The sequence below is a fragment of the uncultured Kriegella sp. genome (genome assembly GCF_963975415.1).
GTDB lineage: Bacteria > Bacteroidota > Bacteroidia > Flavobacteriales > Flavobacteriaceae > Kriegella.
The window spans coordinates 545336-572047 of record NZ_CAXBGN010000003.1; the positions used below are offsets into that span (position 1 = coordinate 545336).

Genomic DNA, 26712 nt, shown 5'->3' on the forward strand with positions numbered 1-26712 from the left:
AAATCGGAAGATGAAAATTCAGCGTCATACCATGCGAATAGGTCAGGTTACATTGTTACTGTGTTGCTTTTTAATGGCTTCTGCACAAAAAGATGCTACACTGTTCAAGCGATTGCCAGCGGCTTATACCGGTATTGGTTTTAATAATCAACTTTTTGAAAGTGACACGCTTAACATTTTAAACCAAGCGAATATTTATAATGGTGGTGGGGTAGGTGTTGGTGATTTTAATAAAGACGGTTTGTTAGATGTCTATTTTGCGGGCAATATGGTATCCAATAAATTGTATCTCAATAGGGGAGGTTTACAATTTAACGATATTACCGATACCGCCGGGGTCAGTGGTGAAAAGCATTGGGCGACTGGGGTGTCCGTGGTCGATATCAATGCTGACGGTTGGCCCGATATTCACGTGTCTGCATCTTTTAGAAATGATTCCCAACGACGTACAAATTTGTTATATATCAATCAGGGGCCCAATAAAAAAGGTATCCCCATATTTAAGGAATCGGCAAAAGCTTATGGTCTAGCAGATGACGGGTTTAGCACTCAGGCTTATTTTTTTGACTACGATCTTGACGGTGATCTTGATCTTTATCAGGTCACTAACGAAATTTATGATCCCAGAACCCCTATTCATTATAGAGCAAAACTTTCTGACGGTAGTGCAAAGAACACCGATCGCCTCTACCGTAACAACGGCAATGGTACTTTTACAAATGTTTCCAAAGAAGCAGGCATAACCATAGAGGGATGGGGCCATGCTGCTGCTATTTCCGATATTAATCAAGATGGATGGCCTGATATTTATGTATCCAATGACTTTATCTCCAATGACCTCTGTTATATCAACAATAAAAACGGAACATTTACAAATCGTTTGGACGAATATTTCAAGCACACGGCTTGGAATGCTATGGGCACCGATGTGGTAGATGTCAATAATGATGGCTATGCAGATATGATATCGCTTGAAATGCTTCCGGAAAATAATCTGCGAAAAAAAAGGATGCTCAGTGGTAATGAATATTACAATTATATAAATAACAGACAATTTAACTATAACCATCAATATGTGCGAAATGTGCTTCAAATGAACAGTGGGCCTACTCCCAAAGGGCACCCCGTGTTTGATGACTTGGCATTTGCTGCGGGAATATACCAGACCGACTGGAGTTGGTGCCCTTTAGTCGCAGATTTTGATAATGACGGCTATAGGGATCTGATAATCACCAATGGGCTGCCCCGCGATGTGACCGACCTTGATTACATTGCTTATGGTAATGGTCAAAGTGGGCGGGCTCAAAGTTATACATTGGCCATGACCGATTCGCTTCCGGTAGTTAAATTGGCAAACTATGCCTTTAAGAATACAAATGGCGCTGAATTTGAAAATACTACGGAAACATGGGGCTTTGGTGATTTGTCATTCTCCAATGGTGGCGCTTATGCTGATTTAGACAATGATGGTGATCTTGACGTGTTGATCAACAACATCAATGATGTAGCTTTTGTATATGAAAACACATTAAATAAAAAGGCAAATTATCTGACGGTCAATTTTAAAGGCACCAAGGGTAATACCGAAGGTCTCGGTACAACTGTGAGATTATATTCGAAAAACGGAGCGCAACAGTTCTATGAACACTACCCCATACGGGGTTATTTGTCTACCCATGATCATCGGTTGCATATTGGTTTGGGAGAAACGACAAAGATTGATTCTTTATTGGTTACATGGCCCGATGGAAAACAAGAGAAATTGGTAAAGCTAGATGCACAAGGTGGTACATTGACACTATCACATTCCAATGCAGTCGATGAAAACGTAGCGCCAAAAAATAGATATGCGAAGGCTTTGTTGAAGCATGCGGCAAATGATTACGGAATTCAGTTCAAGCCTATGGAAACCGATTTTGTAGACTATACCATACAGCGTACATTACCCCATAAGTTGAGTCAATATGGGCCGGGTATAGCTGTAGGAGATATAGACGGAAACGGTTTTGAAGATTTTTATATTGGTGGCTCATCGGATAATCCGGGGGTGTTTTTTATGCAAGATGCCCATGCAAATTTTACTGTCGATTCTTCAAGGTTTCTTCAAGAGGAAGATGTTTTGTATGAAGATATGGGCATATTGCTGTTTGATGCCGATAATGACCATGACCTAGATTTATTCATGGTCAGCGGAAGCTATGAAATTCCGGCGAACCATAAAATAAGTAACAATCGATTCTTTTTGAACAATGGAAAAGGAAAGTTCGCTCGTGCGCCTTTACCTGAAGATTTAACGAACGGTTCATGTGTCAAGGCTGCAGATTTCGATGGTGACGGCGACCTTGACCTGTTTGTGGGAGGAAGGGTGGTTTCGGCTGCATATCCAATGGCACCAAAGAGTTTTCTGTTAAAAAACGAAGGTGGTAAATTCATCGATGTGACCGACACCTATTCTAAAAATCTTAGAAATATAGGTATGGTCACTGATGCATTATGGACAGATTTTAATGCCGACGGAAAGCCAGATTTGGTGCTCACGGGCGAATGGATGCCAATTATTTTCTTGGAAAATACAGGAACAGCATTTAAGAGGGTCGACTCGGGCATTGAAGACCGAAAAGGATGGTGGAACAGTTTGGTTTCAGGTGATTTTGACAATGATGGCGATATCGACTTTATGGCGGGTAACCTTGGGCTCAATACGAACTATACTGCTACCCCCATCGAGCCCATGACAATTGTGGCCAAAGATATCGATAACAACGGTTCGATAGATCCCATGGTATTTTGCTATATGAAAGGGGATGATGGCATACGTAAATCGTTTCCCATTGCTTCAAGAGATGATATGGTAAGTCAAATTATTGAAATGCGGAAAAAATTTCCCACCTATAAATCTTACGGTTTGGCGAATATAGATGATGTTTGGGGAGAAGATGATAAAAATGGTGCCCTAATTTTACAGGCAACCGAAATGCGAACTTCTTATATCGAGAATAAAGGCAAAGGTAAATTTGAAATGACACCATTACCGTTAGCTGCTCAAGAAGCTCCCATCTATGGTATGAAAACAAGCGATATTGATGGCGACGGTAACCTTGATGTGTTGCTTGTTGGTAACGATTACGGAATGGATCCCTATAGCGGTAGGCATGATGCTTTTTCGGGTTTAGGTTTAAAAGGAGACGGCAAGGGTCATTTCTCGGCAATGGCCTTGTCTAAAACCGGTTTTTTTGTGCATGGGGATGCGAAGGCATTGGCTACATTACATACTGCCAAAAAGGAAGATATTTTGATTGCTACCCAAAACCAAGACGACGTATTGGTCTTTGGTAAAAATGATATTCGTGCATCAAATGTGACAAAATGGATCGATCTTGAAAGCGACGATTTTAGTGCTGAGGTTTTGTACAAGAACGGAAGCAAAAAGCACTTGGAGTTTTATTACGGGTCTACCTATTTATCACAATCATCCCGAAAGTTGCCCATAGAAATAGGTATGCTTCAAATAACCATTACGAAGTACAACGGAAATAAAAGAGAGGTTTTATGAAGCGTTTATTAGTTATCGGAATACTTTTTTTTGCTGCATGTACTGCCAACAAAAAGGCATCAAAAAACTCGAAAACCCATACCGAAAGTGCAGACTATGTGCACAGGGCGATAAAACAGGTAACTGATGTTATGGTTTATGATATCTATTCGCCGCCAGTTACAAGCCGTACGTATGCATATATATCGGTGGCTGCTTATGAAACCTTGATACAGGAAAATGACCGATATATCAGCTTGTCAGGCCAGTTACATGGGTTAAATCCAGTTCCGAAACCGGATAAGAACAAAGAATATAGTCTTACTTTGGCTGCCGTACATGCTATTCTGACTACAGCAAAATCTTTTGTTATTTCTGAAGATAGAATTAACGTTTTTAAAGATAAAATTGAACAAGAATTTAAAGATCAAGGCATGCCCCAAAGTGTTTTTGATAATTCTATAACCTATGGCCAACAAGTTGCCGAGCATATTTTGTTATGGGCTATGGAAGATAAGTACAAAGAAACCAGGTCACTGCCTGAGTATAGTGTCGGTTTTGACAAGGGTTCTTGGAAACCAACTCCGCCTGCTTATATTAAGGCGATAGAACCTCACTGGAACAAGTTGCGAACCTTTATGATTGATTCTGCAGAACAGTTCAAACCTTTGATGCCCCCACCCTTTGCCACAGATTCAACCAGTGTGTTTTATAAGGATGTTATGGCGGTTTACAATCAGGTCAACCTCAAAGATGGCGAGCAGATTGAAATAGCGAAATTCTGGGATTGTAACCCATTTGAGATGAACATACGTGGACATGTAATGTATGCAACGAAAAAGATATCGCCGAACGGACATTGGATGAATATCACGGCACTTGCGTGCAAGGAAAACAATGCCTCAGCAGTACAGTCGGCCGAAGCCTACGCCTGTCTTGCCGTAACCTTGGCCGATTGTTTTATAAGTTGTTGGGACGAAAAATACCGTAGTTCCGTAATACGGCCAGAAACATATATCAATCAATATATTGATCCGACTTGGATGCCTGTTTTACAAACACCGCCCTTCCCTGAGTATACGAGTGGGCATAGTGTGGTTTCGTCGGGTGCCGCAATTGTACTTTCAAAACTATTTGGAGATGATTTTGCCTTTGCTGATGATACCGAGGTAGAGTTCGGTCTGCCTATACGAAATTTCAGTTCGTTTTTAAACGCTGCCGAAGAAGCTGCTATCAGTCGTTTCTACGGAGGCATTCATTATATGCCGGCCATAGTTAACGGCCAAGAGCAAGGTTATGCCATAGGTGAGTTTTTTACACGAAAATTAAAAACAAGAAAAGAATAGATTACCATAACCGTACATGATGTCATTCTTCCAGATAGACGGTCTGTGTGAAGGCTCCGTTGGCCGCAATATCCCAAACTTCAAGTCGCATCCATTTTCTGTTTGGCAATGTGACTTTAAACTGAAAGACCTCTGAGCCAAATGCCTCGGTATGGTTCAAATCGAATTTTTCCCGAAAAACTTTTTCGCCATCCCCCGAAACTATTTCAACAAAATTTAAGGGGAATGTCCAGTCGATTTTAATCTGAACATGGGCACTATCAGTTTCGTTCAAAACAATGGTTTCCCCAGAGTGTTTACCGTTTACGTTAAAGGAAGGAATTAAAACTTCACCCGTTGTTGAAAAAAAACGTCCCTTTGACATCGCGTTCAAGACAGGTTGCCACCCTTTTTCGAAACTCGGTAATGTGTCCAACTGCAAATAGTTGACATTCATATGGGCGTACATTTCATTTTCTTGGGTTATGGTAAATAGGTCTGCCTCGGCGATTATTTTCTTTTTAGCCCCCCAGTTATTCATGTCGTCCATAAGGTCAAGTACGCGCAGTCCCAGTTTAGGGGTCGAGAGATCTGCCGGCATTGGTTTCCAAGCACCACCTAGAAAACGGTCAGATTTGAAAAAATCTTCATTTTTATAGCTGTCGGGATATCCGGTAGAACCTTTGATGCGTGGATGGGCTGTCCAGGCCAAACCATTTTCAATTTCCAATAAATCCAACATTTCGCTCGCATTACCAATTCGGTAGACTTTTCCAAAGACCGCATCTTCAGTGACGAAGGGTTTGTCTGGTTCTCTCGACATGATCCAATTTACAGGTTTCGGAAAAAATGCCATCCAATGACCTCCCAAGAATTCATTGGGTTCTTCGCCAGGCAATAATAAAAAATGGTCATCCGATAATCTCTCACATTGCTTGAACAGGGCGTCGAGTTCCTGTAGGCGTTGATTATCAGGTCCTTTAGGATGAGCGGTATAATGAAATTCTCCCAAATGCACGATGTCTACCCCCATATGTTTAAAAACGTCAACGAACTCGGGTTTTTCGGGTATTGGCTTATCGTTCAATACCACGTTCATGATAAATTCGTTATGGAAATGGCTTGCCATGGTCTTAAATCCTTTTAAGGGAACATAGGTGTCATCATGTGTAAATGATTTGACTTTCTCCAACAGGTTTTCCGGTGTTTCCGCTCCTAAGAAACAAAAGAAATTCAATCGTTGTAAAGTGCCGGGTGGTGCGTTGAACCAAGGTACATAACGTTCATCGCCTTTTGGGTCATGTCGAATTCCTATTCCGTAGTTTTTGACCATATTCCTATAATTGCGACCATGCCATACCGACTTTAAATTAAAAGCTTCGTCTAAAGGATAGAAGTATTGATGAGGTGGGGGAAACACTGCAAGTGCCCCCTTTCCGTTTTTTCCAATGATTGTTCTAAAATTTACGGCCTCGTTGTTGCTCGCTGCCTTTTCCGAAGTATTGGTTTTTTGTAAAATATTTGTTGTATCGACAAAAGATATGCCTTGCCATGGCTTATTGGATGCCAAGCCGGCATCATAAAGAATTGCTGCAGCATCTTTTTGGGTCTGAACTACGGCCGCAATATTAAAAAGAGGAACGCCATTATAAATCGTTATTTCTAAAGAACCCTTGAAATCCGGGGCTTTAATACTGTCTATTGAAATCAATGTTCTCTTCCCGTGTTTGCTGATTTTTATCTCCTGTTTTTCAAACGTTAGTAGGTGTGAACCATAGGGTCTGGTCGGTACTTTGTCAAAAAAAATGGTCCATCCATTTTCTTTCTTAAGGGTTCTCTTGCCAACGTTTAATATAAAAACTGGGTCGACATTGGTTGCCACGGTATGAAGTTCATTGTTCTGTTCAATGCCCATCATTTTAAACAAAGGTTGACCTTTCACGAGGTTAAGCGTAAGTTGGGCATGCCCATTACCATTGAGCGGCCAAGAGAGTTCCAAATCGTTCTCGTAAAGCGCTATGCCCGTATCGTTTTCTTCTAGGTTCTCGGGTAATGATACCGGAATCTGGGCTTGGGCGAAAAAGGTTAGAACCAGGGCAAATAGGCAGTGTGTACTTTTCATTCTATGATTTCGATTGATTTGTGTTTGTGTATTCCGATGGCGGTTGGCCGAATCATTTTTATATAAAATCGGTTTGCTTTAAATAGATTGTCAGGCTTATCTCGATAAAAATATAAAATAGGCAAAAGTGACAGTCGTTTTTACGAAAGTTCTCATTTACCTATAAAAAATTCCTTTTTCAAATTTCGTGTTTCAAAATTGAAGACACACAACATTCCGTCTCATTTGGATACAAATCGTGTCAAAGTATCCCCATTCTTAACGAAATCATAAAGTTTGAACGATTTGTATGACAGAATGAAACAAAACAAAAGTTCGGGCCATTGGGAAATCTATTTATTTGGCATTGATAATTTGACATTTATTGGTGGTTAATGTTGTAATACTCTTAATAGAATAAGGATTAATATCAGATTTTGATAGTTTATTCGCCGCTTGCCTCAATGTTTCACTACCAGTATTTGAGATTTTTAAACAAACTAACACCACAACTTAATGACCACAAAAATGAAAAAACAATGAAAAAACGACTAACTAAATTTATTGAACGGCTTGTTATACCCGTAGTATTTTTTGTATTTGCACAGCTGGGGTATGGTCAAGATGCATCGACCATTACCGGAAACGTTACTGCTGCTTCCGACGGAGGTGCCTTGCCAGGTGTATCGATTATCGTAAAAAATACAACGAAAGGTATTACCACTGATTTTGATGGCAATTATTCTATTGAGGCTCCCGACGATGCGGTATTGGTTTTTAGCTATATCGGCTTTAGACGACTGGAAGTTCCGTTGAACGGGCAGACTACTATTGATGTTCAAATGGAAGACGATGTCGCCGCGCTCGATGAAGTAGTGGTCACGGGATATTCCTCCCAAGAGAAAAAATCGATTACCGCTGCCATCTCCACGGTGACCAGTGAGGATCTCGAAAATGTGCATGCGGGTTCTTCCGTAAGTTCGGGGTTAGCGGGCAAAATTTCGGGAGTTTCCTTTAAAATGGCCGATGGTCGTCCCGGGGCAACCGCAGCCATACAGATTCGTAATATGGGTAATCCTTTATTTATAATTGATGGAATTCAACAGAGTGAACGGCAATTCAACAATATTGCCGCTGGTGATATCGAGAGTATTTCTGTTTTGAAGGATGCTTCTGCCGCTATTTATGGAGTACGTGCCGCGAACGGTGTCGTAGTTGTGACGACCAAGCGTGGAAAAAAGAACACCAAAAATGTGGTTAATGTAAATGCTTATTATGGCGGACAGAATTGGTCAAGGTTTCCTGAAACGGTAAACGATTCATACCTCTACATGAGTAAAAAGGCCGAGGCCGATTTGAACGAGTTTGGTGAGACCCAGATTACCCCCGAAGAATTGGAAAAATATAGGTTGGGAACCGAAGCAGGGTATCAGTCTTTTAATTGGAAAGACTTCATCATCAAAAAAAATGCTCCCCTATATAATATTAACCTGAGTACTTCGGGCGGTTCTGAAAAGATCAACTATTACATTTCAGGAACCCATTTAAAACAGGAAGCTGTTCTAGGGCCTGAGTTTAATTTTGAAAAGACCAACATTCAAAGTAATCTTGATGCCAATATCACAGATCGGCTAAAAGTCGGTGTACAGATAACGGGTAGACGAGAAATTACCGATAATCCGGGTATTCCTGGTGCCGATGATTATTGGTTGCCACGTTTTGCTATTTTAAGAAATCGACCGTTTGAGCGCCCCTACGCCAACGACAATCCTGAATATTTGAACGACATTGGTCATAATGAGACCAATTGGGCCCTACATAACAAAGAAACAGGAGGCTACTCTACTGATGTCAGACGTTTTGTACAGGCAAATTTTAACGGAGAATATCAATTCGGAGGTTTTGCAGAAGGACTATCGATAAAAGGCACGTATTCGTATTCGCTGGAAGACCAAGTGTTGAACGGTCATGAATATACCTATGATGCGTATACTTATGATGCTGACACCGATAATTACAATCCTACAGGTGGAAGTTCCAACCCATGGCGGGAACGCAGAAACCGTAAGGTCATAAAAAATGTGTATCAAGGTCAAGCTCAATATAAAAAAGCCTTTGGGGAAGACCATAATGTAGAAGGACTCTTTCTGGTAGAACGGCAAGAAGAACGAGATCAGAACCAATGGATGCGGTCAGTACCTGAGACTAATATTCTTCCTTTGATTTATTTTGCGAATATCGTTGATTTTAATGATTACGACGCGGAACTGGCCAGAATTGGGTATATCGGAAAGTTCAACTATAACTATAAGCAGAAATATTTCTTGGAACTATCAGGAAGACAAGATAAGTCTTGGAAATTTGCGCCGAGTAAAAGGAAGGGTTTCTTCCCTTCCGGTTCTATAGGTTGGCGATTAAGCGAAGAAGATTGGTATGAAAAGATTGCTGGTGACGACCCTTGGCTTTCCGAGTTTAAACTGAGGGCTTCCTATGGTGTTCTGGGTGATGATGATATTCCCATCGGACCGTATGACTATTTGCCCGGGTATAATTATAATGTGGGCACATTTATTAATAATGGAGAACCCATCGTTACTGCCAGGGACAAAGGTCAAATCGTTGACAACTTAACATGGTTCAAAAGTAAGATTACCGATATCGGGTTCGATTTTACGTTGTTCGATGGTAAAGTCACCGGGTCGTACGATTGGTTCTACAGATTGCGTACTGGGCTGCCTCAATTGAAATATGATATTCTGATTCCTAGTGAATTGGGCTATGCCCTGCCTCCTGAAAACTTGGCGAGCGATTCGCAACAAGGTTTTGAAGGGGTGTTGACCTATAATGATAATTTCGGTGATTTTGAATTGACCCTTGCTGCCAATGGTTCCTTTTCCAGAGGTAAGTTTATTGAGTCGTATAAACCGAGGTTCGAGAATTCCTATCAAGAATATAGGGCTTCCAATGAAGGACGGTACAATGATATTCGATGGGGCTTTAATACCATAGGCCAGTTTACTTCCCAAGAGCAGATCAACAATTATCCTGTAGATATTGACGGACAGGGCAACCGTACCTTGTTACCGGGGGATTTGATCTATGAAGATTTGAACGGTGATGGAAGAATCAATGGTTTAGATGATAAGGTCATTGGTTACAGTTTTGGAAAACAGCCCAATGTCAACTTTGGTTTAAATATCAGAATGGAATATAAGGGAGTCGATTTCACGGCAGATTTTTCCGGAGGTTCAGGTTACTCTTGGGCACAAGAATGGGAAACCCGATGGGCTTTTCAAAACCAGGGGGCTCTGAATACTATATTCTTAGACAGCTGGCATCGCCAAGACCCTAGAGACCCGAACAGTACCTGGGTTCCTGGTAAGTATCCCGCCTTGCGTTACAACACATCATACCATAGTAATTATCGGTCGGGACAAGCAAGTTCATATTGGATGCACAACGTAACCTATTTACGGGCACGGACCATTGAACTAGGCTATTCGTTACCACAGCCATGGATGGAAAAAGTAGGCCTGCAAAAAGCCCGGTTTTATATCAATGCGTATAACTTGTTCTCTTTCGATAACCTGTCCAAGTTTGGAATAGACCCAGAAGTTAACGATACCAATGGATTACAGTATCCACAAAATAAATTTGTTAACGTTGGATTCAACCTATCCATATAAAATGAATTGTAAAATGAAAAAGCATATATATTTAGTAGTAATTATTGTCGCAGTGGCTTGGAGTTGTTCCAAGAATGACGAGGAATTTTTAGATCGACCTTCGACTTCGATTTTAACCCAAGAACAGGTGTTTTCCGATGAAGGTGCAGTGCTATCGGTATTAGGAGACTTGTACAACCGATATGAAGATTTTGGGAGACTTACCGATTGGTCGACCTTGGCACAATTCAATATTGCCTTTTGGTCAGAGGCCGGGCGCTACCCCGAGTTTCAGAATGGCGGTTGGGGCTATGGTGCCTGGAGTACTTGGAACTATGCCTACATCAGGGATATCAATCTTTTTCTGGAGCGTTGTGCAGCGGCTACCGAATTAGGAGAATCAACCAAAAATGGTTTTTTGGCAGAAGCACGATTCTTAAGGGCTTCCTATTATTTTGAAATGGTAAAGCGTATGGGCGGTGTTCCTTTGATTTTAGAGACCGAGACCTATGATTTCAGTGGTGATGCTTCCTATCTGCAACATCCACGGGAGACCGAAGCGGCTATCTATGATTTTGTTATAAGTGAAGCGGAGGCCATTAAAGATATTTTACCAATGGATGCGAACATTAAGTCAAGGGCAACCAAAGGTGCCGCTTTAGCCATGGAAGCAAGGGCGGCCTTATATGCCGGGTCGATTGCCAAGTACGGACCTACCACCCCACAGGTTACCCTCCCCGGTGGTGAGGTCGGCATTCCAACTTCAATGGCCGAAAGTTACTATACCAAAGCCCTGACAGCTGCCGAAGCCATTATCGATGGTGATGCCGGTGCTTATGCATTATATACCAAAAAACCGAACCTCTCAGAAAATTTCTCAAGTATCTTTTATGATAAGGCAAATAACCCCGAGGCCATTTTTGTAGATGATTACAAAGTTGGCGGTGGAAAAACCCATTATTTTACCGGTGCCAATCAACCCCGTTTTGGTGCGGAAGAGGAAGAAGGAGGGCGAATCAATCCCAGTTTACAGTTTGTACAATCATTTGAACTTTTAGACGGTACATACGCCCCCTTGCCCAATGAGGCTGGCGGGGAACCTATTTACTACGATAACATCGATGATATTTTTCAGGGTCGCGATGCGCGTTTGGCTGGAACTGTTATTTTGCCAGGATCTAAATTTAAGGCAACGGATGTTGATATTTGGGCAGGTATCGTATTGGCTGATGGGTCTATAGTGAGCGGTGATTCAAGGGGGCAGGAAAAGACGCTTCCCGGTGGTACCGACCAAGTACAGGTAGTTGGGTTTGATGGTCCGATAGACGGACTTGAATTTACGGCGCAATCAGGTTTTTATATTCGCAAATACCAAGATCCCGCAACAGGGTCGGGCCGTAGGGGAACACAAAGTGATGTGTGGTTTATGCGGTATCGATTTTCCGAGGTATTATTGAATGCCGCCGAAGCCGCTTTTGAATTGGGGCAGCCTGAAGTTGCTGCTGGCTATTTGAACCGGGTTAGGGAAAGAGCGGGCATAACCGTTCCTTTAACCGGGGGAGATGTAGACTTTGATAAAATTGCACATGAACGCTATGTTGAATTGGCGTTCGAAGGCCTACGTTTCTTCGACCTTAAGAGATGGAGGTTGGCGCATGTTGTGTTAGATGGTAACCCTGTAAGTGATTCAGAGGTTACCCAGAACATTGGAGTCGCCACTAAAAGGGAAACACAACCGTACAGCATCTGGCCTTATAAATATCACAACCCCGGTGATCCCAACGACGGTAAATGGCTGTATCAGGTTTTGAGGTTATCGAGAATTACAGGTGCCGACCGTTTTCAGATGGGTAATTATTATTCTGAAATTGGGCAAGGTTTAATTAATAATAATCCCAAGTTGGTTCGAAACCCAAATCATTAATTGACTTTAAACAGAAAGAAATTATGAAAGCTAAATTTTATATACTGTTGTTCAGTGTGTTACTTCTGGTAACGGCTTGTGAACTAGATAATTTTAACGAACCTGATGCAATTTTGTCCGGTAATATTGAGTACAATGGAGAGGCCATTCCCGTGGCTCGTAATCAGGTCAGGTTTGAACTTTGGCAATCAGGTTATGAGACCCCGGCCCCAATCGATGTTGCCGTTGCCCAAGATGGTAGTTTTAGTAGCCGATTGTTTTCAGGAGATTACAAACTGGTCTTTTTGCCCAATGAGGGTCCTTTTAAAGCCCCGACCGATACGATTTATTTCGGTTTATCGGATGATCACAATATGAATCTACAGGTCACCCCCTATCATCTGATCAGTAATGCTTCATTTTCCCATTCCGCAGGAACCATAAATGCAACCTGTGCAGTCGATCAGATTATTACTGGAGCAGATGCAAAAGATGTTGAGCGGGTTACATTAATTATCAATAGAACTTTGTTTGTTGATGCCAATAGCGGTGGTGAAGGTAGCATTGCACAAGTTGATGCGGCAGACATCTCCGATTTGAATAACATCGCTATGGCAGTGGAGATTCCCGATGACCCTAAGAAACCGGATCAAGACTACATATTTGCACGAATTGGGGTTAAGGTGGCCGGTGTCGAGGATATGATCTATACCCAGGTAGAAAAAATTACTTTTTGATTGTATATGTATTTCATATACAATGTTCAATGGTAAAAGGCATAGTTATTTTTGAGTTAGTTTAGTTAGAATTTTACCGGGTATTCGAAAGAAAACCCGGTAATTTTTTTCGGACTTTAAAAATTAGTCCGGAATATAGGATTTAAAAAAACCATGCGAATAAAAACAAAATATCTAAGAAAAATGAAAAAGAGTATAACGATATGTTTATTGTTTAGCCTTGTTTTTGCAACTGCACAAGAAGCGCTTCTACAAGCAAATAAATGGTCCGTGGAAAAAGCTGAAAAGTGGTATGGGAAACATAAGTGGATGACTGGTGCCAATTTCAATCCGAGTACAGCAATCAATCAATTGGAAATGTGGCAAGAAGCCACTTTTGATCCAGAAACCATAGACCGCGAACTTGGTTACGCCGAAGGAATAGGCTTTAATACGATGCGGGTATATCTACACAGCCTGGCATATAAGGCGGATCCAAAAGGATTTAAACAACGGATGGATACATATTTAGGCATTGCCGATAAACATGGGATTAAAACGATGTTCGTAATTTTTGACGATGTTTGGGGGAAGACTCCGAAAATAGGAAAACAACCTGAACCCGTAACCGGAACGCATAATTCTGGGTGGGTACAAGATCCGGGCGACCCTGCTTCCAGAAACAAAGAAAATTTTCCGGCCTTGAAAATCTATGTCAAAGACATTCTAAAAACTTTCGCCAATGATGAAAGGGTGCTCATGTGGGATTTGTATAACGAACCCGGTAATACAGGCAAGCTGATAAGTTCAATGCCATTACTCAAAAATGTTTTTATTTGGGCTAGGGAGGTCAACCCGAGTCAGCCGATAACCGCGGGTATTTGGGCATGGGATTTTCAAGAACTAAATGCCTTTCAGGCCTTGAATTCTGACATTATAACCTACCATGATTATGAAGATGAAAAACATCACCAGCACATTATCAATTTATTGAGGGCGCACGGGAGACCCATGATTTGCACTGAATATATGGCCCGTACGAACAACAGTCGATTTTCGAATATTCTGCCCTTGTTGAAGAAAGAGAATATCGGTGCCATCAACTGGGGGCTGGTAGCAGGGAAGTCGAATACCAAATATGCTTGGAATACACCTATTGAAGATGGGGGTGAACCTATTGAATGGTTTCATGAGGTTTTTAGAAAAGACGGTACGCCTTATCGTCAAGATGAGGCCGACCTAATAAAAAAGCTGAATTCGGCCCCCAATCATTAACAGCGCATGTTGAGACGAATATTTCAAATAAAAGAAAAAGTTTTTTTTTGTGTAGGCATGGTATTGCTACTGTCTTCCTGTGGCGAAGTCCCTAAAAAAAAGATGGTAAAGGAAAATGACAAAACCATTACACATGATTCCCCGACCGATATATTGGATGATGAGGCTTTTGATGCTATAATCGAGGGTAAACAGGTTAAATTGTATTGGTTAAAAAAAAGGAACATACAATTGGCCGTTACCAATTACGGAGGACGTTTTGTGGGGTTATGGCTCCCCGATAATGAAGGAAGAATGACCGATGTTGTGGTAGGTATGGGCAGCGTTAATGGGTTTATTGAAGCTAGTGAACCGTATTTTGGTGCAACGATTGGTCGTGTAGGTAATCGCATAGCTAAAGGTAAATTCAATTTGGAAGGAAATGAATATATAATCCCTATTAACAATGGTGAAAATTCGTTGCACGGGGGTAAAAAAGGGTTCCAATATGTCGTTTGGAATGCAGAACAGCCCAATGGGCATACGCTGGTATTAAAATATACTTCCCCAGATATGGAAGAAGGTTTCCCAGGTAATTTAAAGGTGAAGGTTACCTATTCCCTTACCGACGATGCAACGGTAACGATGGCCTATGAGGCAACGACTGATAAGACAACGGTCGTTAATTTGACAAATCATGCTTTTTTTAATCTAAACGGCGAGGGTAGTGGTACTATCTTGAATCATTCTTTACAATTATTTGCCGAAAAATTTACACCAGTAGATAAGGGCTTAATCCCGACAGGGGAATTAAAGAGTGTTAAAGGAACTCCTTTCGACTTTATTGAGCAACACAATATTGGGGAACGCATTGCGGCTGACGATCAGCAATTGGAAAATGGTGCAGGGTATGACCATAATTTTGTGCTCAATGGTGCCAAGTCAAACGGTATGAGTCATGCGGCAAAAGTGATAGGTGATAAGTCGGGTATTGTAATGGATGTCTATACCGAAGAACCTGGAATTCAGTTTTATAGCGGAAATTTTATGGCGTCTGAGAATGTTTTTAAGTCAGGGGCCAAAGATGATTACAGAACGGCTTTTGCCCTTGAAACACAGCACTTTCCCGATGCGCCAAATCAACCTGTTTTTCCATCGATTGTTTTAAAGCCAGAAGAGACGTATCACACCGTTTCGAAGTATAAATTTTCAATAATGACTAAATGAAGAAACCGTATTTTGGTGTCGGTCGGTCGACCTGGGTAAATTTTAAAGTGAAAGTTTTTCAGTTTATCGTAAATTCAAAACCATTTTGAAAACAAACAAATTAATGAATATTGTTATAGCACCTGATTCTTTTAAGGAATGCCTTTCGGCAAAAGAAGTGGCAACTGCGATTGCTAAGGGAGTATTCCAAGTGATTCCTGAGGCAGAAGTCTTTGAGGTTCCGATATCGGATGGGGGCGAAGGACTTTTAGATACGTTAATGCAAGGTTCTGGGGGTAGGCTTGTTCAAGTAACTGTAAAAGATCCCTTGATGCGAAGCATACAGGCCAATTATGGAATCTTGGAAGACAAAAAAACAGCGGTAATCGAAATGGCTTTGGCATCTGGTCTGGAACTGCTCCAAGAAGACGAAAAAAATCCCCTGGTAACCTCGACCTACGGTACGGGCCAATTGATAAAGGATGCATTGGATAGGGGGTGTACGAAACTAATAATTGGAATAGGAGGTAGTGCAACGAATGATGGGGGAGCGGGAATGGCACGGGCACTAGGTGCCAAATTTTTAGATAGTAGGGGCAAGGAATTAAAGGAAGGAGGAGGAGGTTTGAACGACTTGGATAGTATCGATTTGACCGACTTTGATAAAAGATTGTCAGTCTGTGAAGTGGTCGTGGCTTGCGATGTCTCCAATCCTTTAACAGGCCCGAATGGGGCTTCCTTTGTCTATGGACCGCAAAAAGGTGGAAGCGAAAAAGACGTGATGCAATTGGATAAAAACTTAGCCAATTTTGCTGAAAAAATTAAAGAAGAACTCCATATAGATATTGCAGAAACACCGGGAGCAGGTGCTGCAGGAGGCATTGGAGCTGCACTTATGGCATTTATGCAGGGGAAGCTGGTCAACGGTATTGAATTGGTTTTAGAGACTTTAGGATTAGAGGAGTATATCAAAAAGTCCAATTTGGTGATTACGGGTGAAGGAAAAATAGATAGCCAGACCCTACATGGGAAAACAATTGCCGGAGTGACGAAAATGGCTAAAAAATATAAGGTGCCGGTAGTTGTTGTCACAGGTAAAATAGGGGAAGATATAGAGCCTATTTATGATATGGGAGTTTGTGGGGTGTTTGCTATTGTGAACCAGCCCATGAATTTAGAGCAAGCTATAAATGAGGCCCCTCAACTCATTCAAAACAGTGTAAAAAATATTATAGGAACCTTAAATTGCTTTCGATAAATGAAGGTGTCAAATAAAAAACGATAACTTAGATGGATGTCGAACCTATAACCCACAATTCAAAAAATCGTCAAATAGTGATGATTGGTTGCTTCGATACAAAGGGTGAGGATTTCAGTTACCTCTATACCTCTTTGGGTCAAAAAGGGGCTGAAATAGTTTCCATAAATACCGGGGTATTTGGAAGTACCGAACTTTTTCCTATCACTTATGAAGCTGATGTGGTAGCTGAGGCCGCCGGAACCGAAATCTCTATTTTACGAGAACAGAAAGATCGCGGTGTCGCAATTGAAAAAATGGGGGAGGGCGCCGCTATGATTATTGCTGAACTCCTTTCCGAAAACCGTATCGACGGAATAATCGGAATGGGCGGTGGCGGGGGCACTTTTATAGCACTAAAAGCCATGAAAGCACTGCCCTTTGGTATTCCCAAATTATGTCTGAGTACTTTGGCTACGAAAGACCTCTCGACACATATTGGAAGTAAAGACATCACTTTAATGCCGTCGGTTGTAGACGTGGCAGGCTTAAACAGCATTAGCCGGGTGTTGATAAGCCAAGCGGCTGGGGCCATTTGTGCCATGGCCGATACTGATATAACAGAAGTGAAGCATAGCGCGGGCAGCATCGCCGTAAGTGTTTTTGGTAATACGACTCTTTGTGTCGATAAATGTTCTGAACTCTTGAAGTCGCAAGGGTATGAGGTGATGGCCTTTCATTCTGTGGGTGTTGGTGGAATGACGATGGAAGCTTTGGCTCGTGATAACTGCTTTGATGCTATTCTTGACATAACTACGACCGAATTGGCCGATGAACTTTGTGGTGGCATTTGCAGTGCAGGGCCAGAGCGCTTAACGGCGGGTTCTCAAAAAGGACTTCCACAGGTTGTTGTACCTGGTTGTCTCGATATGGTAAATTTTGGTGCGCTCGATACCGTACCGAAAAAATATAAGAATCGACAACTCTACAGTTGGGCACCCGATGTAACTCTTATGCGGACAAATAAAGAAGAGAATAAAATATTGGGCGAGTTAATTGCTGAAAAGCTAAATATGTCTAGCGCACCGGTCGCCATATTATTGCCCTTGGGCGGACTTTCAAAGATCGGGGGCATAGATGAGGTCTTCTACAATCCAGAAATAGATAGGGTTTTGTTCGATGCCATTAAAAATAACGTGAACCCTTCGATAAGCGTAATCGAAGTTCCCGAAAATATCAACACCATTGCTTTTGCGAATAAGGCTACCGGAGTATTACTGGATATTATTAAGAAATAGAAAATAAAAATTAAGTAAACATCAAATTAAAGAGAATACTATGCCAAATCCATGGACAGGGAAAGGAAACCCTTACACAAAACAAGAAGTTCGAGATCGATTGCAAAAAGTTGTCGATCAAAAGAAAGCGATAATAGCTGCGGGAGCAGGTACGGGAATAAGCGCTAAATTTATCGAGAAAGGCGGGGCCGATCTTCTTATTATTTACAATTCAGGACGATTCAGAATGTCGGGCCATGGGTCTACGGCCGGAATGATGGCTTATGGCGATGCCAACGCTGTAGCTATGGAAATAGGGGAATTCGAAGTGCTGCCCGTAGTAGAGGAAATCCCCGTAATCTGCGGTGTGCACGGTAGTGATCCGCGTAGAAGAATGTGGCATTTTTTGGGAAAGGTCAAAGATATGGGCTTTTCCGGAGTAAACAACTTTCCCACACATTCAATTATTGACGGTCATTTTAGGAATGTCTTGGAAGAGACCGGTATGAGTTTTCAAAAAGAGGTCGAAATGGTAAGACTGGCCACCAAAATGGATATGTTTTCCATTGTTTATGTAGCCAAACCCGAAGAAGCCGTACAAATGGCCGATGCCGGGGCTGATGCCATCATTGCCCACGTTGGCACAACGGTCGGTGGTTCTATAGGAGTTACCGGAGCCTCTGTTTCTATGGATGCTGCCTTAGAGCGTACGCAAGCGATTGTCGACGCCGTAAGAAAGGCAAACCACGATACTTTTTTCTTGGCACATGGCGGTCCGATCAATACCCCGGAAGATGTACGTTATACTTTAGAGCACACCAATGGGTTGCACGGTTTTGTGGGCGCATCTTCTTTGGAAAGAATGGGGGTGGAAGCATCATTGACCAATCTGACTAAGGAATTCAAATCGCTAACCCTGTAGACTACTCTTAAAATGGCTAAGAACTGGAAGTTTGTCAAGCAAAAAGATATGATGTTCGAAAAGGCCTTCGGACGAGATCATTACTGGCACTATCATCCTGAAATTATAGAAAAGGCCGATTCTTATATGGTCAAGGTCGTAGTGCCCGAGGGTGCTGGGCATGATTTTCATGTGCATCCTAAGATGCACGAAATTCTATATATTTTAAAAGGACGTGCCGAACAATGGATTGAAGATGAAAAGCAGTTTTTGGAGGCAGGCGATTCCGTTTATATTGATGCAGATGTGGTTCATGCCACTTTCAATGCCGGTGAAGGCGAATTGGAGTTTTTGGCGGTTTTGTCCCCTCCCGAAGGATGGGAAGAAGGCACCCTTGATGTAAGTGATAGGGAGCCATATGCAAGTTATAGGTCTAAAGAAAAGTGATGAAAAAAGGTAAATAGCACCATATTGGATAAATATCCAAAAAATAAATATTAGAAAATGAAAAAATCACAGTTGCGCATTTCAATGGCGTTAAGTGTGTTGGTCTTTGTTTCCGCCTGTACTGGGGAAAAGAAACCGGCGCCGGCGTTGACATATACTGAAGGTACACCAAGGGTTCAAATACCGTTGAGTCCGGAAGATTCACAAAAGCATATTCAACTGCCCGAAGGGTTTACCGCCGAGTTGTTTGCTGCCGAACCGAACATAATTAACCCGATTGCCTTTACTTGGGATGAAAGGGGAAGACTTTGGGTGGTACAATCGAAAGACTACCCCCATGGTTTAAGTAATGACGTGGGCGGTGACCGTATTACCATTTGTGAAGATACCGATGGTGATGGGGAGGCCGATAAGTTTATCGATTTTGCGACCGATCAGAGCTTGTCTACAGGAATTACCGTGGTCAAAGGTGGGGTTATTGTGGCACAGGCACCGGAGATGGTGTTTTTACAAGATACCGATGGTGATGATAAAATGGACAAACGCACGGTACTTTTCGATGGGTTCGGTACTTTTGATACCCATGCCGGCCCTTCCAGCCTGCGGTATGGTCTCGATAATGCGATTTGGGGATCCGTAGGATATTCGGGTTTTGAAAATCAATTCAACGGAGCTCCCGTTAATTTTAAAATGGGGGTTTATCGCTTCGGAAAAGACGGCTCTTTTTTAGAACCTGTAGGCCAATTTAATAACAACACTTGGGGATTGGGATTCAACGAAAATTTTGAAATCTTCGGGTCAACGGCAAACAATAATCACTGTTGTTATGTGGGTATTCCTCTAAAACATTATGATTATTTGGGGAAAATGCCCTCGTGGGCACAAAATGCCGACTTTATTCAAGGGCATTATGAAATAACTCCTGTAGATACCATTCCCTTGCAACAGGTTGATGTTCGGGGAGGCTATACGGCTGCTTCGGGAGCTAATTTTTACACCGCACGAAATTATCCCGAGCAATATCAAAATCAGATGTATGTTAGCGAACCCACAGGTCATTTGGTACATATCGCCAAAATAATTAAAGATGGAGCAGGCTATAAAGAAGTAGACGGGGGCAACATTTTTGCCAGTACCGATGCATGGACAGCCCCTGTTTTTGCAGAGACAGGTCCTGATGGTAATATTTGGGTAGCCGACTGGTACAATCCTGTAATTCAGCATAATCCTGATAAACGTGGAATGGAAAATCAAATATGGAATGCGGACAAGGGGGAGGGAAATGCCCATATCAATAAACTTCGAGACTATGGCCACGGTCGTATCTATATCATAAGATATAAAGATGCGGATGAATCGGAAATCGAAAAATTGGAAAGAGGTGATGACCAGACTTTGTTGGCCGCATTGCAAAGTGATAATATGTTCTGGCGAACTACCGCGCAACGCTTGATCGTAGAGGATAAAAGAACGGCATTGATCCCCGAGCTTATTGCCTTGGTGGAAGATGACGGCAAGACCGACAAAAATGGTTTGAATACCGGTGCGTTGCATGCACTTTGGACACTTGACGGTCTAGGCGCTTTGAATGGATCGAACGCTAGCGCCGATGCGGCAGTTGTCGCGGCGTTGTCGAGCAGCTCTTATGCAGTTAAGAGAGCTGCCATTTCATTATTGCCCGAAACGGTAGAAGGAAGTACACTTTTGGCAAAATCAGGACTTTTAACTGATGCCGACATTCAGGTGCGATTAGCAGCAGTGTTGAAGGCGGCAGAATTGCCCGAATCAGGTGAACTGTATACTGAGATGGAAAAAGTATCGAAAGACCCTTCCAATGTTGATGACAAATGGTTGAAAGCCGCCACCAAGATTTATTTTAGGGAGCTTGATTATGAAACGGTCGCTGCTGCTTCGGTCGATATTTTAGTGCCTTCGGCAGCAGATAAGAAAGTGGAATGGCGCTACACCGAAGATCGACCGGCTGATGATTGGATGTCTACTAGCTTTAACGATACCTCATGGAAGAAAGGGGAGTCCCTTTTCGGTAGTACCAATACTGAAGAGACCAAAACAAAATGGACTTCAAAAAATATATGGTTAAGACGCACAGTGACTATTTCGGAAGAACTGACCGAACCGGTACTTAAGATTTCTCATGATGACGATTACGAAGTCTTTGTAAATGGTTCCCTCTTGATGGAAGAAAAGGGAGCTAGTGGAGATTATAAATATTTAAGGCTAAACGAAGATAAGGGCAAGCTATTTAAAAAGGGTGAGAACGTAATTGCGGTACATTGCCGAAACACGGGCGGGGAGCAATATATTGACCTTGGTATCGGAAAAATCGGGAAAATCAAGGCCGATGTTACCCTGACCTTGAATACAGTGAGTCAAGAAATGGCGTTCGATAAGAAAATCCTACATGCCAAGGCGGGTCAAACCATCGAAATCAAGTTGAACAACAAAGATCAAATGCCCCATAATCTTGTAGTGGTGCAAAAAGATAATTTAGAATTTTTTGGCCCTTTAGTCGATAGTTTTGTAACCAAACCGGAAGCTGAAGAGATGGGCTACGTTCCCAATTCTCGATATGTTTTGGGAGCAACGGAGATGCTGGGTCCGGGTGAATCGGGATCGGTAATTATCAAACTACCTGATACCCCGGGTCGCTATCCATTTGTCTGTACATTTCCTGGCCATTGGAGAATGATGCAGGGCGAAATTATTGTAACCGCCCCAGCGTCTGATGGTTCAGGCGATACCGACGTTTAGATCCGATTGAAATTACGCAAGTAAACATTATAGAACAGTAAATTAGTATAAAATGAAGAAAATAACGATTGTTTTGGTGCTATTGGGAATGGTATTTGGATGCAAGGCCCAAAAATTACCGAAGGCTTATAAAACGAATAAGTCGGAAGGCCACTTTGTGGCCGCCAAGAAGAATGCCCTTAAGATCGCGGTGACAGGCGGTGGCGGTTCCCATGATTTTTTAAAATTCTTTGGTATAGCCGATGGGGAAATCTTAAGTGAAAACGGAAGCAATACCGTAATTTATACCCAAGATGTTGAGGAGATGGGGGCTTTAGTGCCCGCAGTTGATGTGTTGATGCTGACAAATAACCAACCTTTGGACGGTACGGCGAAAAACGCCATTTTCAATCAAGTAAACGAAGGAAAATTGAACATGATGATTTATCACCCCAGTACGTGGTACAATTGGGAAGATTGGCCGGAGTACAACAAACAATTGGTTGGTGGTGGCTCCCGCTCACACGAGAAACTACAGGAATTTGAAGTCATCGTAACGAAGCCCAACCACCCGATAATGAAAGGTGTTCCTGCCAAGTTTAGAATAGTCGATGAATTGTACCGTTGGGAAAAGGATCCCGAAGGTACTGATATTGAAGTTCTCGCTGTGGGCAAAGGTTTGGAATCGGGCGAAGAGTTTCCAGTGGTATGGATTGTAAAACATTCCAAAGCAAAGATTATCGGAAATACCCTAGGGCATGATGAACGGGCTCACGGCCTTAAAGCGTATCAGACACTACTTAAAAACAGTTTGGACTGGGTTAAAAAGAAGTAAGGGAAAGGTGTTAAATAGTTGTGTACAATCTCCAGAATTATTAAATTACATCAATAGTAATAATATTGGTGTTATGGGAGTGGTTAGAAAATCGATTACGTTTACGGAACAACAGGATGATTGGATAAAGAAACAGGTAGAACAAGGAGACTTCACGAACGATAGTGAATATATAAGGCATTTAGTCAGAACACATCAGGCCAGTCAACAAGACCTTATCGAATTGGAAATGGCACTCGAAGAAGGGCTAATGAGTGGAGTGAGTGATAAAAGCGTTGAAGATATTTGGAAAGAAACGGAATTACGATACGGCAAAAAGAATGGCTAAATACCTTCTCAGTAAGAGTGCTGTAGCGGATATCGAAAAAATTGCCGATTACACTATTTCGAATTTTGGATTGAACCAAGCTCGTTTGTATAGAGATGGTCTTATTTCTTGTTTTCAATACTTGACCGAACGACCGGAGATCGGAAGACCTTATTTGCATAAGGATGCAATACTGCTGCTTCGCTATAGATGTAAAGCACATATCGTTTTTTTTAAAAGAACAAGTGCCGGAATTTTAATCGTTCGTATTTTGGGCGAAAGAATGGATTTTAATAGACACCTTTCAAGTCTTAATAAACTATGATTATGAAAAGACTCAAAATTACTGCACGTAACAGAAATTGGTTTTTTGTATCAATGCTTTTGACCTTATTGGGCTACTTTTTATATTTGGAACATATGATGCTCATAGGTATGGGTTGCCTCCTTTTTATTTTAGCAGATGTCTTGGCCGATAGTAAACTTTCAAAGTCTAAATAAACGATGACCCTGATGTTACTTTTCGAGCAGTGAAAATCTCGGTGACACGCTACAATCGGTCCGTATTAAAAGGTGATGTCGGTACATCACCTTTTATTTTTTTATCCACAACTTCCTTTAATTCTTGAATAATATGGGTATAGTCTGGGTTTAAAGCAAGGTTGTTAAATTCTTGTGGGTCTTTAGAGTGATCGTACAGTTCGGTTCCAAGTTCCCCCTTGTTCCAATCCGTATACCGCCATCTATCGGTTCTTAGGCTTCTTCCCATAAAGGGTTTTCCATCACCAGGTCTTAGGATTTGGGTAAAGGCCTTCCCTTCCCATTTTAGCTTCGGATTATCGAGTAAGGGAACCAAATTTCGGCCATCTTGTTCCCCGCGAATCTTTAAATTGCAAAGTGCCGCAATGGTCGGATAGATATCGACGAATTCGACAATTTGGTCACTTTTTATACCGTTCCCTTTAGCATTTGGATTGTAAATAATCAAAGGTGCATTCGCAGACTCTTCAAAAAGGGTACGTTTTTGCCAAATTCCGTTATGCTCCCCTAGATGATAGCCATGATCACTCCATAATACGATGATGGTATTATCGGCAAGACCTTCTTCAGTGAGCGTATTCAAGATTTTTCCTATTTGTGCGTCTACAAAAGAGACACTGGCATAATAGGCTTGCATGGCTTCTATGCAAACGGCTTTGTTCAAGCCATAATTTGAAATGGGATTGTTATGGGCAAAAGCGGCAGCAGGCATATCAAGTCTGTCATCCAAGGGAAAAATGGGTAATTGCAATGAATCGATCGGGTATAGGTCGAAATAACGTTTTGGGGCTACATACGGTGTGTGGGGTCTAAAAAATCCGACACCAAGAAAAAAGGGACTGTTCTTCTTCTTTTTAAGTAATTCAATTGTAATATCAGCGGTCATGCCATCGGTCTGTTCCGCATCTTTTCCATCGGCTTTTAGCCAGCTAAGCGCCGCGCTTATCTTTTTATGGGGTTCGGTATTGGTAATAAGGTTTTCTTCCTCTGTATCTCGACCCTTGGGGTTAAAAACTTCGTCCCATGATTGGGGGTCGTCCAATCCATTAGTGCCAATACCTGCAGGTACATCGTAGTGGTAGAGTTTGCCAACTCTTCCAGTCCACCAACCGTTTTCTCGGAAAAGCTGGGGAAGTGTAACGACATCAGGTACTTCATCTCGAAAATGTCGGTCTAAATCATATACTTTTATGACATCAGGGCGCAACCCCGTAAGCACCGAGGCCCTGGTCGGGTTGCACAAAGGAAGTTGGCAATACGCATTGTTGAATTGAACACCCATGGCTGCCAACCGGTCGAAATTCGGGGTTTTGGCCAACGGATTATCATAGCTATTGACTTTTGAAGCAAGATCGTCAACGGCAATGAATAGAATATTCGGTCTATGGTCGGTAACGGTGTCGCATCGAGTTGATATTATGCTACACACCACAATCAACACAATTAACTGAAATCTTTTATTCAAATGAAAAGTCATGGTTACTATTGAAGCCTTAAGATAAAACTTTTTCAAAAACACAATGCTCTGATTTTGTAAGACCTAAATGATTATCCTAAGAAAAATTTAAGTGCTTGTTGCAAATTTCGGACGGGCCGTATGAGATACTCCTTTTATTTCGAACAATAATTATCGCAATACGATTAAAGAATTAAAGCGGGTACTGTACATTTAGTTAAAATCTATGGCTATGGAGGGTGATACTCGCTCAAAATTCAAATTTTCCGACTTTCCATCTTTGATAGTTGATACCTACAAAGCATGGGATGCCGATGACCCATTTCGGCTTAGTGCCGTGGTCGCATATTACGCCGTACTCTCACTACCCGGACTTTTGGTAATTATTATCAATCTTGTTGGTTCGGTCTGGGGCGTTGAAATTGTTCAAGGGCAATTGACAAACGAAATTTCCGGGGCTTTGGGAAGAGATGCCGCCGACGCCATTCAAACGATGATGATAGAAACACAAAATAACGGCAAAAGTACCATCGCCACCATCTTGGGTATAGGAACCTTGATTTTCGGGGCCACCGGGGTTTTTTATCATTTACAGTTGTCTCTAAATCAAATATGGAAAATTAAACCCGATACCAATGCAAGTATAAAAAAAATGTTTTTAGATAGGGCACGAAGTTTTGCCTTTATACTCGCCATCGGTTTTCTAATGCTGGTCAGTTTTTTGATGACTACGGCTATTTCTGTCTTGAATAACTACATACGCAGTATATTGCCCGATGCTATCGTGTATATCGCCTATGCGATCGATATCGTAGTATCCGTGGGCATTATAACCGTGCTTTTTGCATTAATTTTTAGATACTTGCCCGATGCGAAAATACGCTGGAAAACAGTTTGGATCGGCTCGTTGATAACATCAATTCTCTTCGTATTTGGTAAATTTCTTTTGGGAGTATACTTCGGAGAGGCCAACCCGGGTTCTACGTATGGTGCTGCCGGAACCATAGTTTTAATACTGCTTTGGGTTTCGTATTCGTGTCTTATATTGTTCTTTGGCGCTGAATTTACATGGGTATATGCAAAAAGGTATGGGCTTGGTATCGAACCGAGTTCTATAGCGCAGAAAGTTGTGGCCAAAAATGGTAAAACGGAAGTGTAACAACCCAATCGTCGAAATGTAGCCATCAAATGCTATTCAAATGAATCAATGATATATTCGATTGAAACCGAAATTGAACAGGTATAGGAATAACTTTGAA

The 26712-nt window shown here is 41.9% G+C and carries 19 protein-coding genes; 17 read left to right on the forward strand and 2 right to left on the reverse strand.

Annotated elements, in window-relative coordinates; translation table 11 throughout:
• Nucleotides 1-10 precede the first annotated feature (10 nt).
• Both AACZ88_RS09075 and AACZ88_RS09080 read left to right on the forward strand, forming a co-directional pair.
• Nucleotides 11-3553, forward strand: a complete 3543-nt coding sequence (locus AACZ88_RS09075) for a VCBS repeat-containing protein (protein ID WP_339709133.1) — start codon at nt 11-13, stop codon at nt 3551-3553.
• Nucleotides 3550-4878, forward strand: coding sequence for a vanadium-dependent haloperoxidase (locus AACZ88_RS09080; protein WP_339709134.1), 1329 nt, complete (start codon nt 3550-3552; stop codon nt 4876-4878). Before AACZ88_RS09075 ends, AACZ88_RS09080 begins: the two co-directional genes overlap by 4 nt.
• 22 nt (nt 4879-4900) lie before the next feature.
• On the opposite strand, the gene AACZ88_RS09085 is transcribed toward AACZ88_RS09080, so the two are convergent.
• Entirely contained in the window at nt 4901-6979 is a 2079-nt protein-coding gene (locus AACZ88_RS09085) for a hypothetical protein (protein WP_339709135.1), read from the reverse strand.
• Nucleotides 6980-7497: 518 nt separating this feature from the next.
• Here AACZ88_RS09085 and AACZ88_RS09090 point away from each other — a divergent pair.
• From AACZ88_RS09090 to AACZ88_RS09155, 14 genes are all read left to right on the forward strand, one after another.
• Nucleotides 7498-10644 carry a TonB-dependent receptor gene (locus AACZ88_RS09090; RefSeq protein WP_339709136.1) on the forward strand — a complete coding sequence of 1049 codons (3147 nt, stop codon included), beginning with the start codon at nt 7498-7500 and terminating at the stop codon, nt 10642-10644.
• A 13-nt stretch (nt 10645-10657) separates the two neighbouring features.
• Complete coding sequence (locus tag AACZ88_RS09095; RefSeq protein WP_339709137.1) at nt 10658-12547, forward strand: RagB/SusD family nutrient uptake outer membrane protein; 1890 nt, start codon at nt 10658-10660, stop codon at nt 12545-12547.
• Nucleotides 12548-12570: 23 nt separating this feature from the next.
• Entirely contained in the window at nt 12571-13263 is a 693-nt protein-coding gene (locus AACZ88_RS09100) for a DUF3823 domain-containing protein (protein ID WP_339709138.1), read from the forward strand.
• 183 nt (nt 13264-13446) lie between these two features.
• Nucleotides 13447-14517, forward strand: coding sequence for a glycoside hydrolase family 2 TIM barrel-domain containing protein (locus tag AACZ88_RS09105; RefSeq protein WP_339709139.1), 1071 nt, complete (start codon nt 13447-13449; stop codon nt 14515-14517).
• Nucleotides 14518-14619: 102 nt separating this feature from the next.
• On the forward strand, nt 14620-15723 hold the full coding sequence (locus AACZ88_RS09110; protein WP_339709311.1) for an aldose epimerase family protein: 1104 nt from the start codon (nt 14620-14622) through the stop codon (nt 15721-15723).
• Nucleotides 15724-15826: 103 nt separating this feature from the next.
• Entirely contained in the window at nt 15827-16960 is a 1134-nt protein-coding gene (locus AACZ88_RS09115) for a glycerate kinase (protein ID WP_339709140.1), read from the forward strand.
• A gap of 32 nt (nt 16961-16992) precedes the next feature.
• Nucleotides 16993-18237 carry a Tm-1-like ATP-binding domain-containing protein gene (locus AACZ88_RS09120; protein ID WP_339709141.1) on the forward strand — a complete coding sequence of 415 codons (1245 nt, stop codon included), beginning with the start codon at nt 16993-16995 and terminating at the stop codon, nt 18235-18237.
• 40 nt (nt 18238-18277) lie between these two features.
• The gene (locus tag AACZ88_RS09125; protein ID WP_339709142.1) at nt 18278-19138 is read left to right on the forward strand and encodes a phosphoenolpyruvate hydrolase family protein; all 861 of its coding nucleotides are present in this window, start codon (nt 18278-18280) and stop codon (nt 19136-19138) included.
• Nucleotides 19139-19150: 12 nt separating this feature from the next.
• Entirely contained in the window at nt 19151-19564 is a 414-nt protein-coding gene (locus AACZ88_RS09130; RefSeq protein WP_339709143.1) for a cupin domain-containing protein, read from the forward strand.
• Nucleotides 19565-19621: 57 nt separating this feature from the next.
• Nucleotides 19622-22336, forward strand: a complete 2715-nt coding sequence (locus AACZ88_RS09135; protein ID WP_339709144.1) for a PVC-type heme-binding CxxCH protein — start codon at nt 19622-19624, stop codon at nt 22334-22336.
• Between the two features lie 52 nt (nt 22337-22388).
• The gene (locus AACZ88_RS09140) at nt 22389-23150 is read left to right on the forward strand and encodes a ThuA domain-containing protein (RefSeq protein WP_339709145.1); all 762 of its coding nucleotides are present in this window, start codon (nt 22389-22391) and stop codon (nt 23148-23150) included.
• 73 nt (nt 23151-23223) lie between these two features.
• Nucleotides 23224-23478 (forward strand): type II toxin-antitoxin system ParD family antitoxin, encoded by a 255-nt coding sequence (locus AACZ88_RS09145; RefSeq protein ID WP_339709146.1) that lies wholly within the window; start codon nt 23224-23226, stop codon nt 23476-23478.
• Nucleotides 23471-23782: a type II toxin-antitoxin system RelE/ParE family toxin gene (locus AACZ88_RS09150; RefSeq protein WP_339709148.1), complete on the forward strand. Its 312-nt coding sequence runs from the start codon at nt 23471-23473 to the stop codon at nt 23780-23782. The genes AACZ88_RS09145 and AACZ88_RS09150 overlap by 8 nt, the downstream gene beginning before the upstream one ends.
• Before the next feature lie 2 nt (nt 23783-23784).
• The gene (locus AACZ88_RS09155) at nt 23785-23958 is read left to right on the forward strand and encodes a hypothetical protein (RefSeq protein WP_339709149.1); all 174 of its coding nucleotides are present in this window, start codon (nt 23785-23787) and stop codon (nt 23956-23958) included.
• Between the two features lie 49 nt (nt 23959-24007).
• On the opposite strand, the gene AACZ88_RS09160 is transcribed toward AACZ88_RS09155, so the two are convergent.
• Nucleotides 24008-25474: a sulfatase gene (locus AACZ88_RS09160; protein WP_339709150.1), complete on the reverse strand. Its 1467-nt coding sequence runs from the start codon at nt 25472-25474 to the stop codon at nt 24008-24010.
• 211 nt (nt 25475-25685) lie between these two features.
• On the opposite strand from AACZ88_RS09160, the gene AACZ88_RS09165 reads away from it, so the two are divergent.
• Nucleotides 25686-26612 carry a YihY/virulence factor BrkB family protein gene (locus AACZ88_RS09165; RefSeq protein WP_339709151.1) on the forward strand — a complete coding sequence of 309 codons (927 nt, stop codon included), beginning with the start codon at nt 25686-25688 and terminating at the stop codon, nt 26610-26612.
• The last annotated feature ends 100 nt before the right edge of the window (nt 26613-26712 follow it).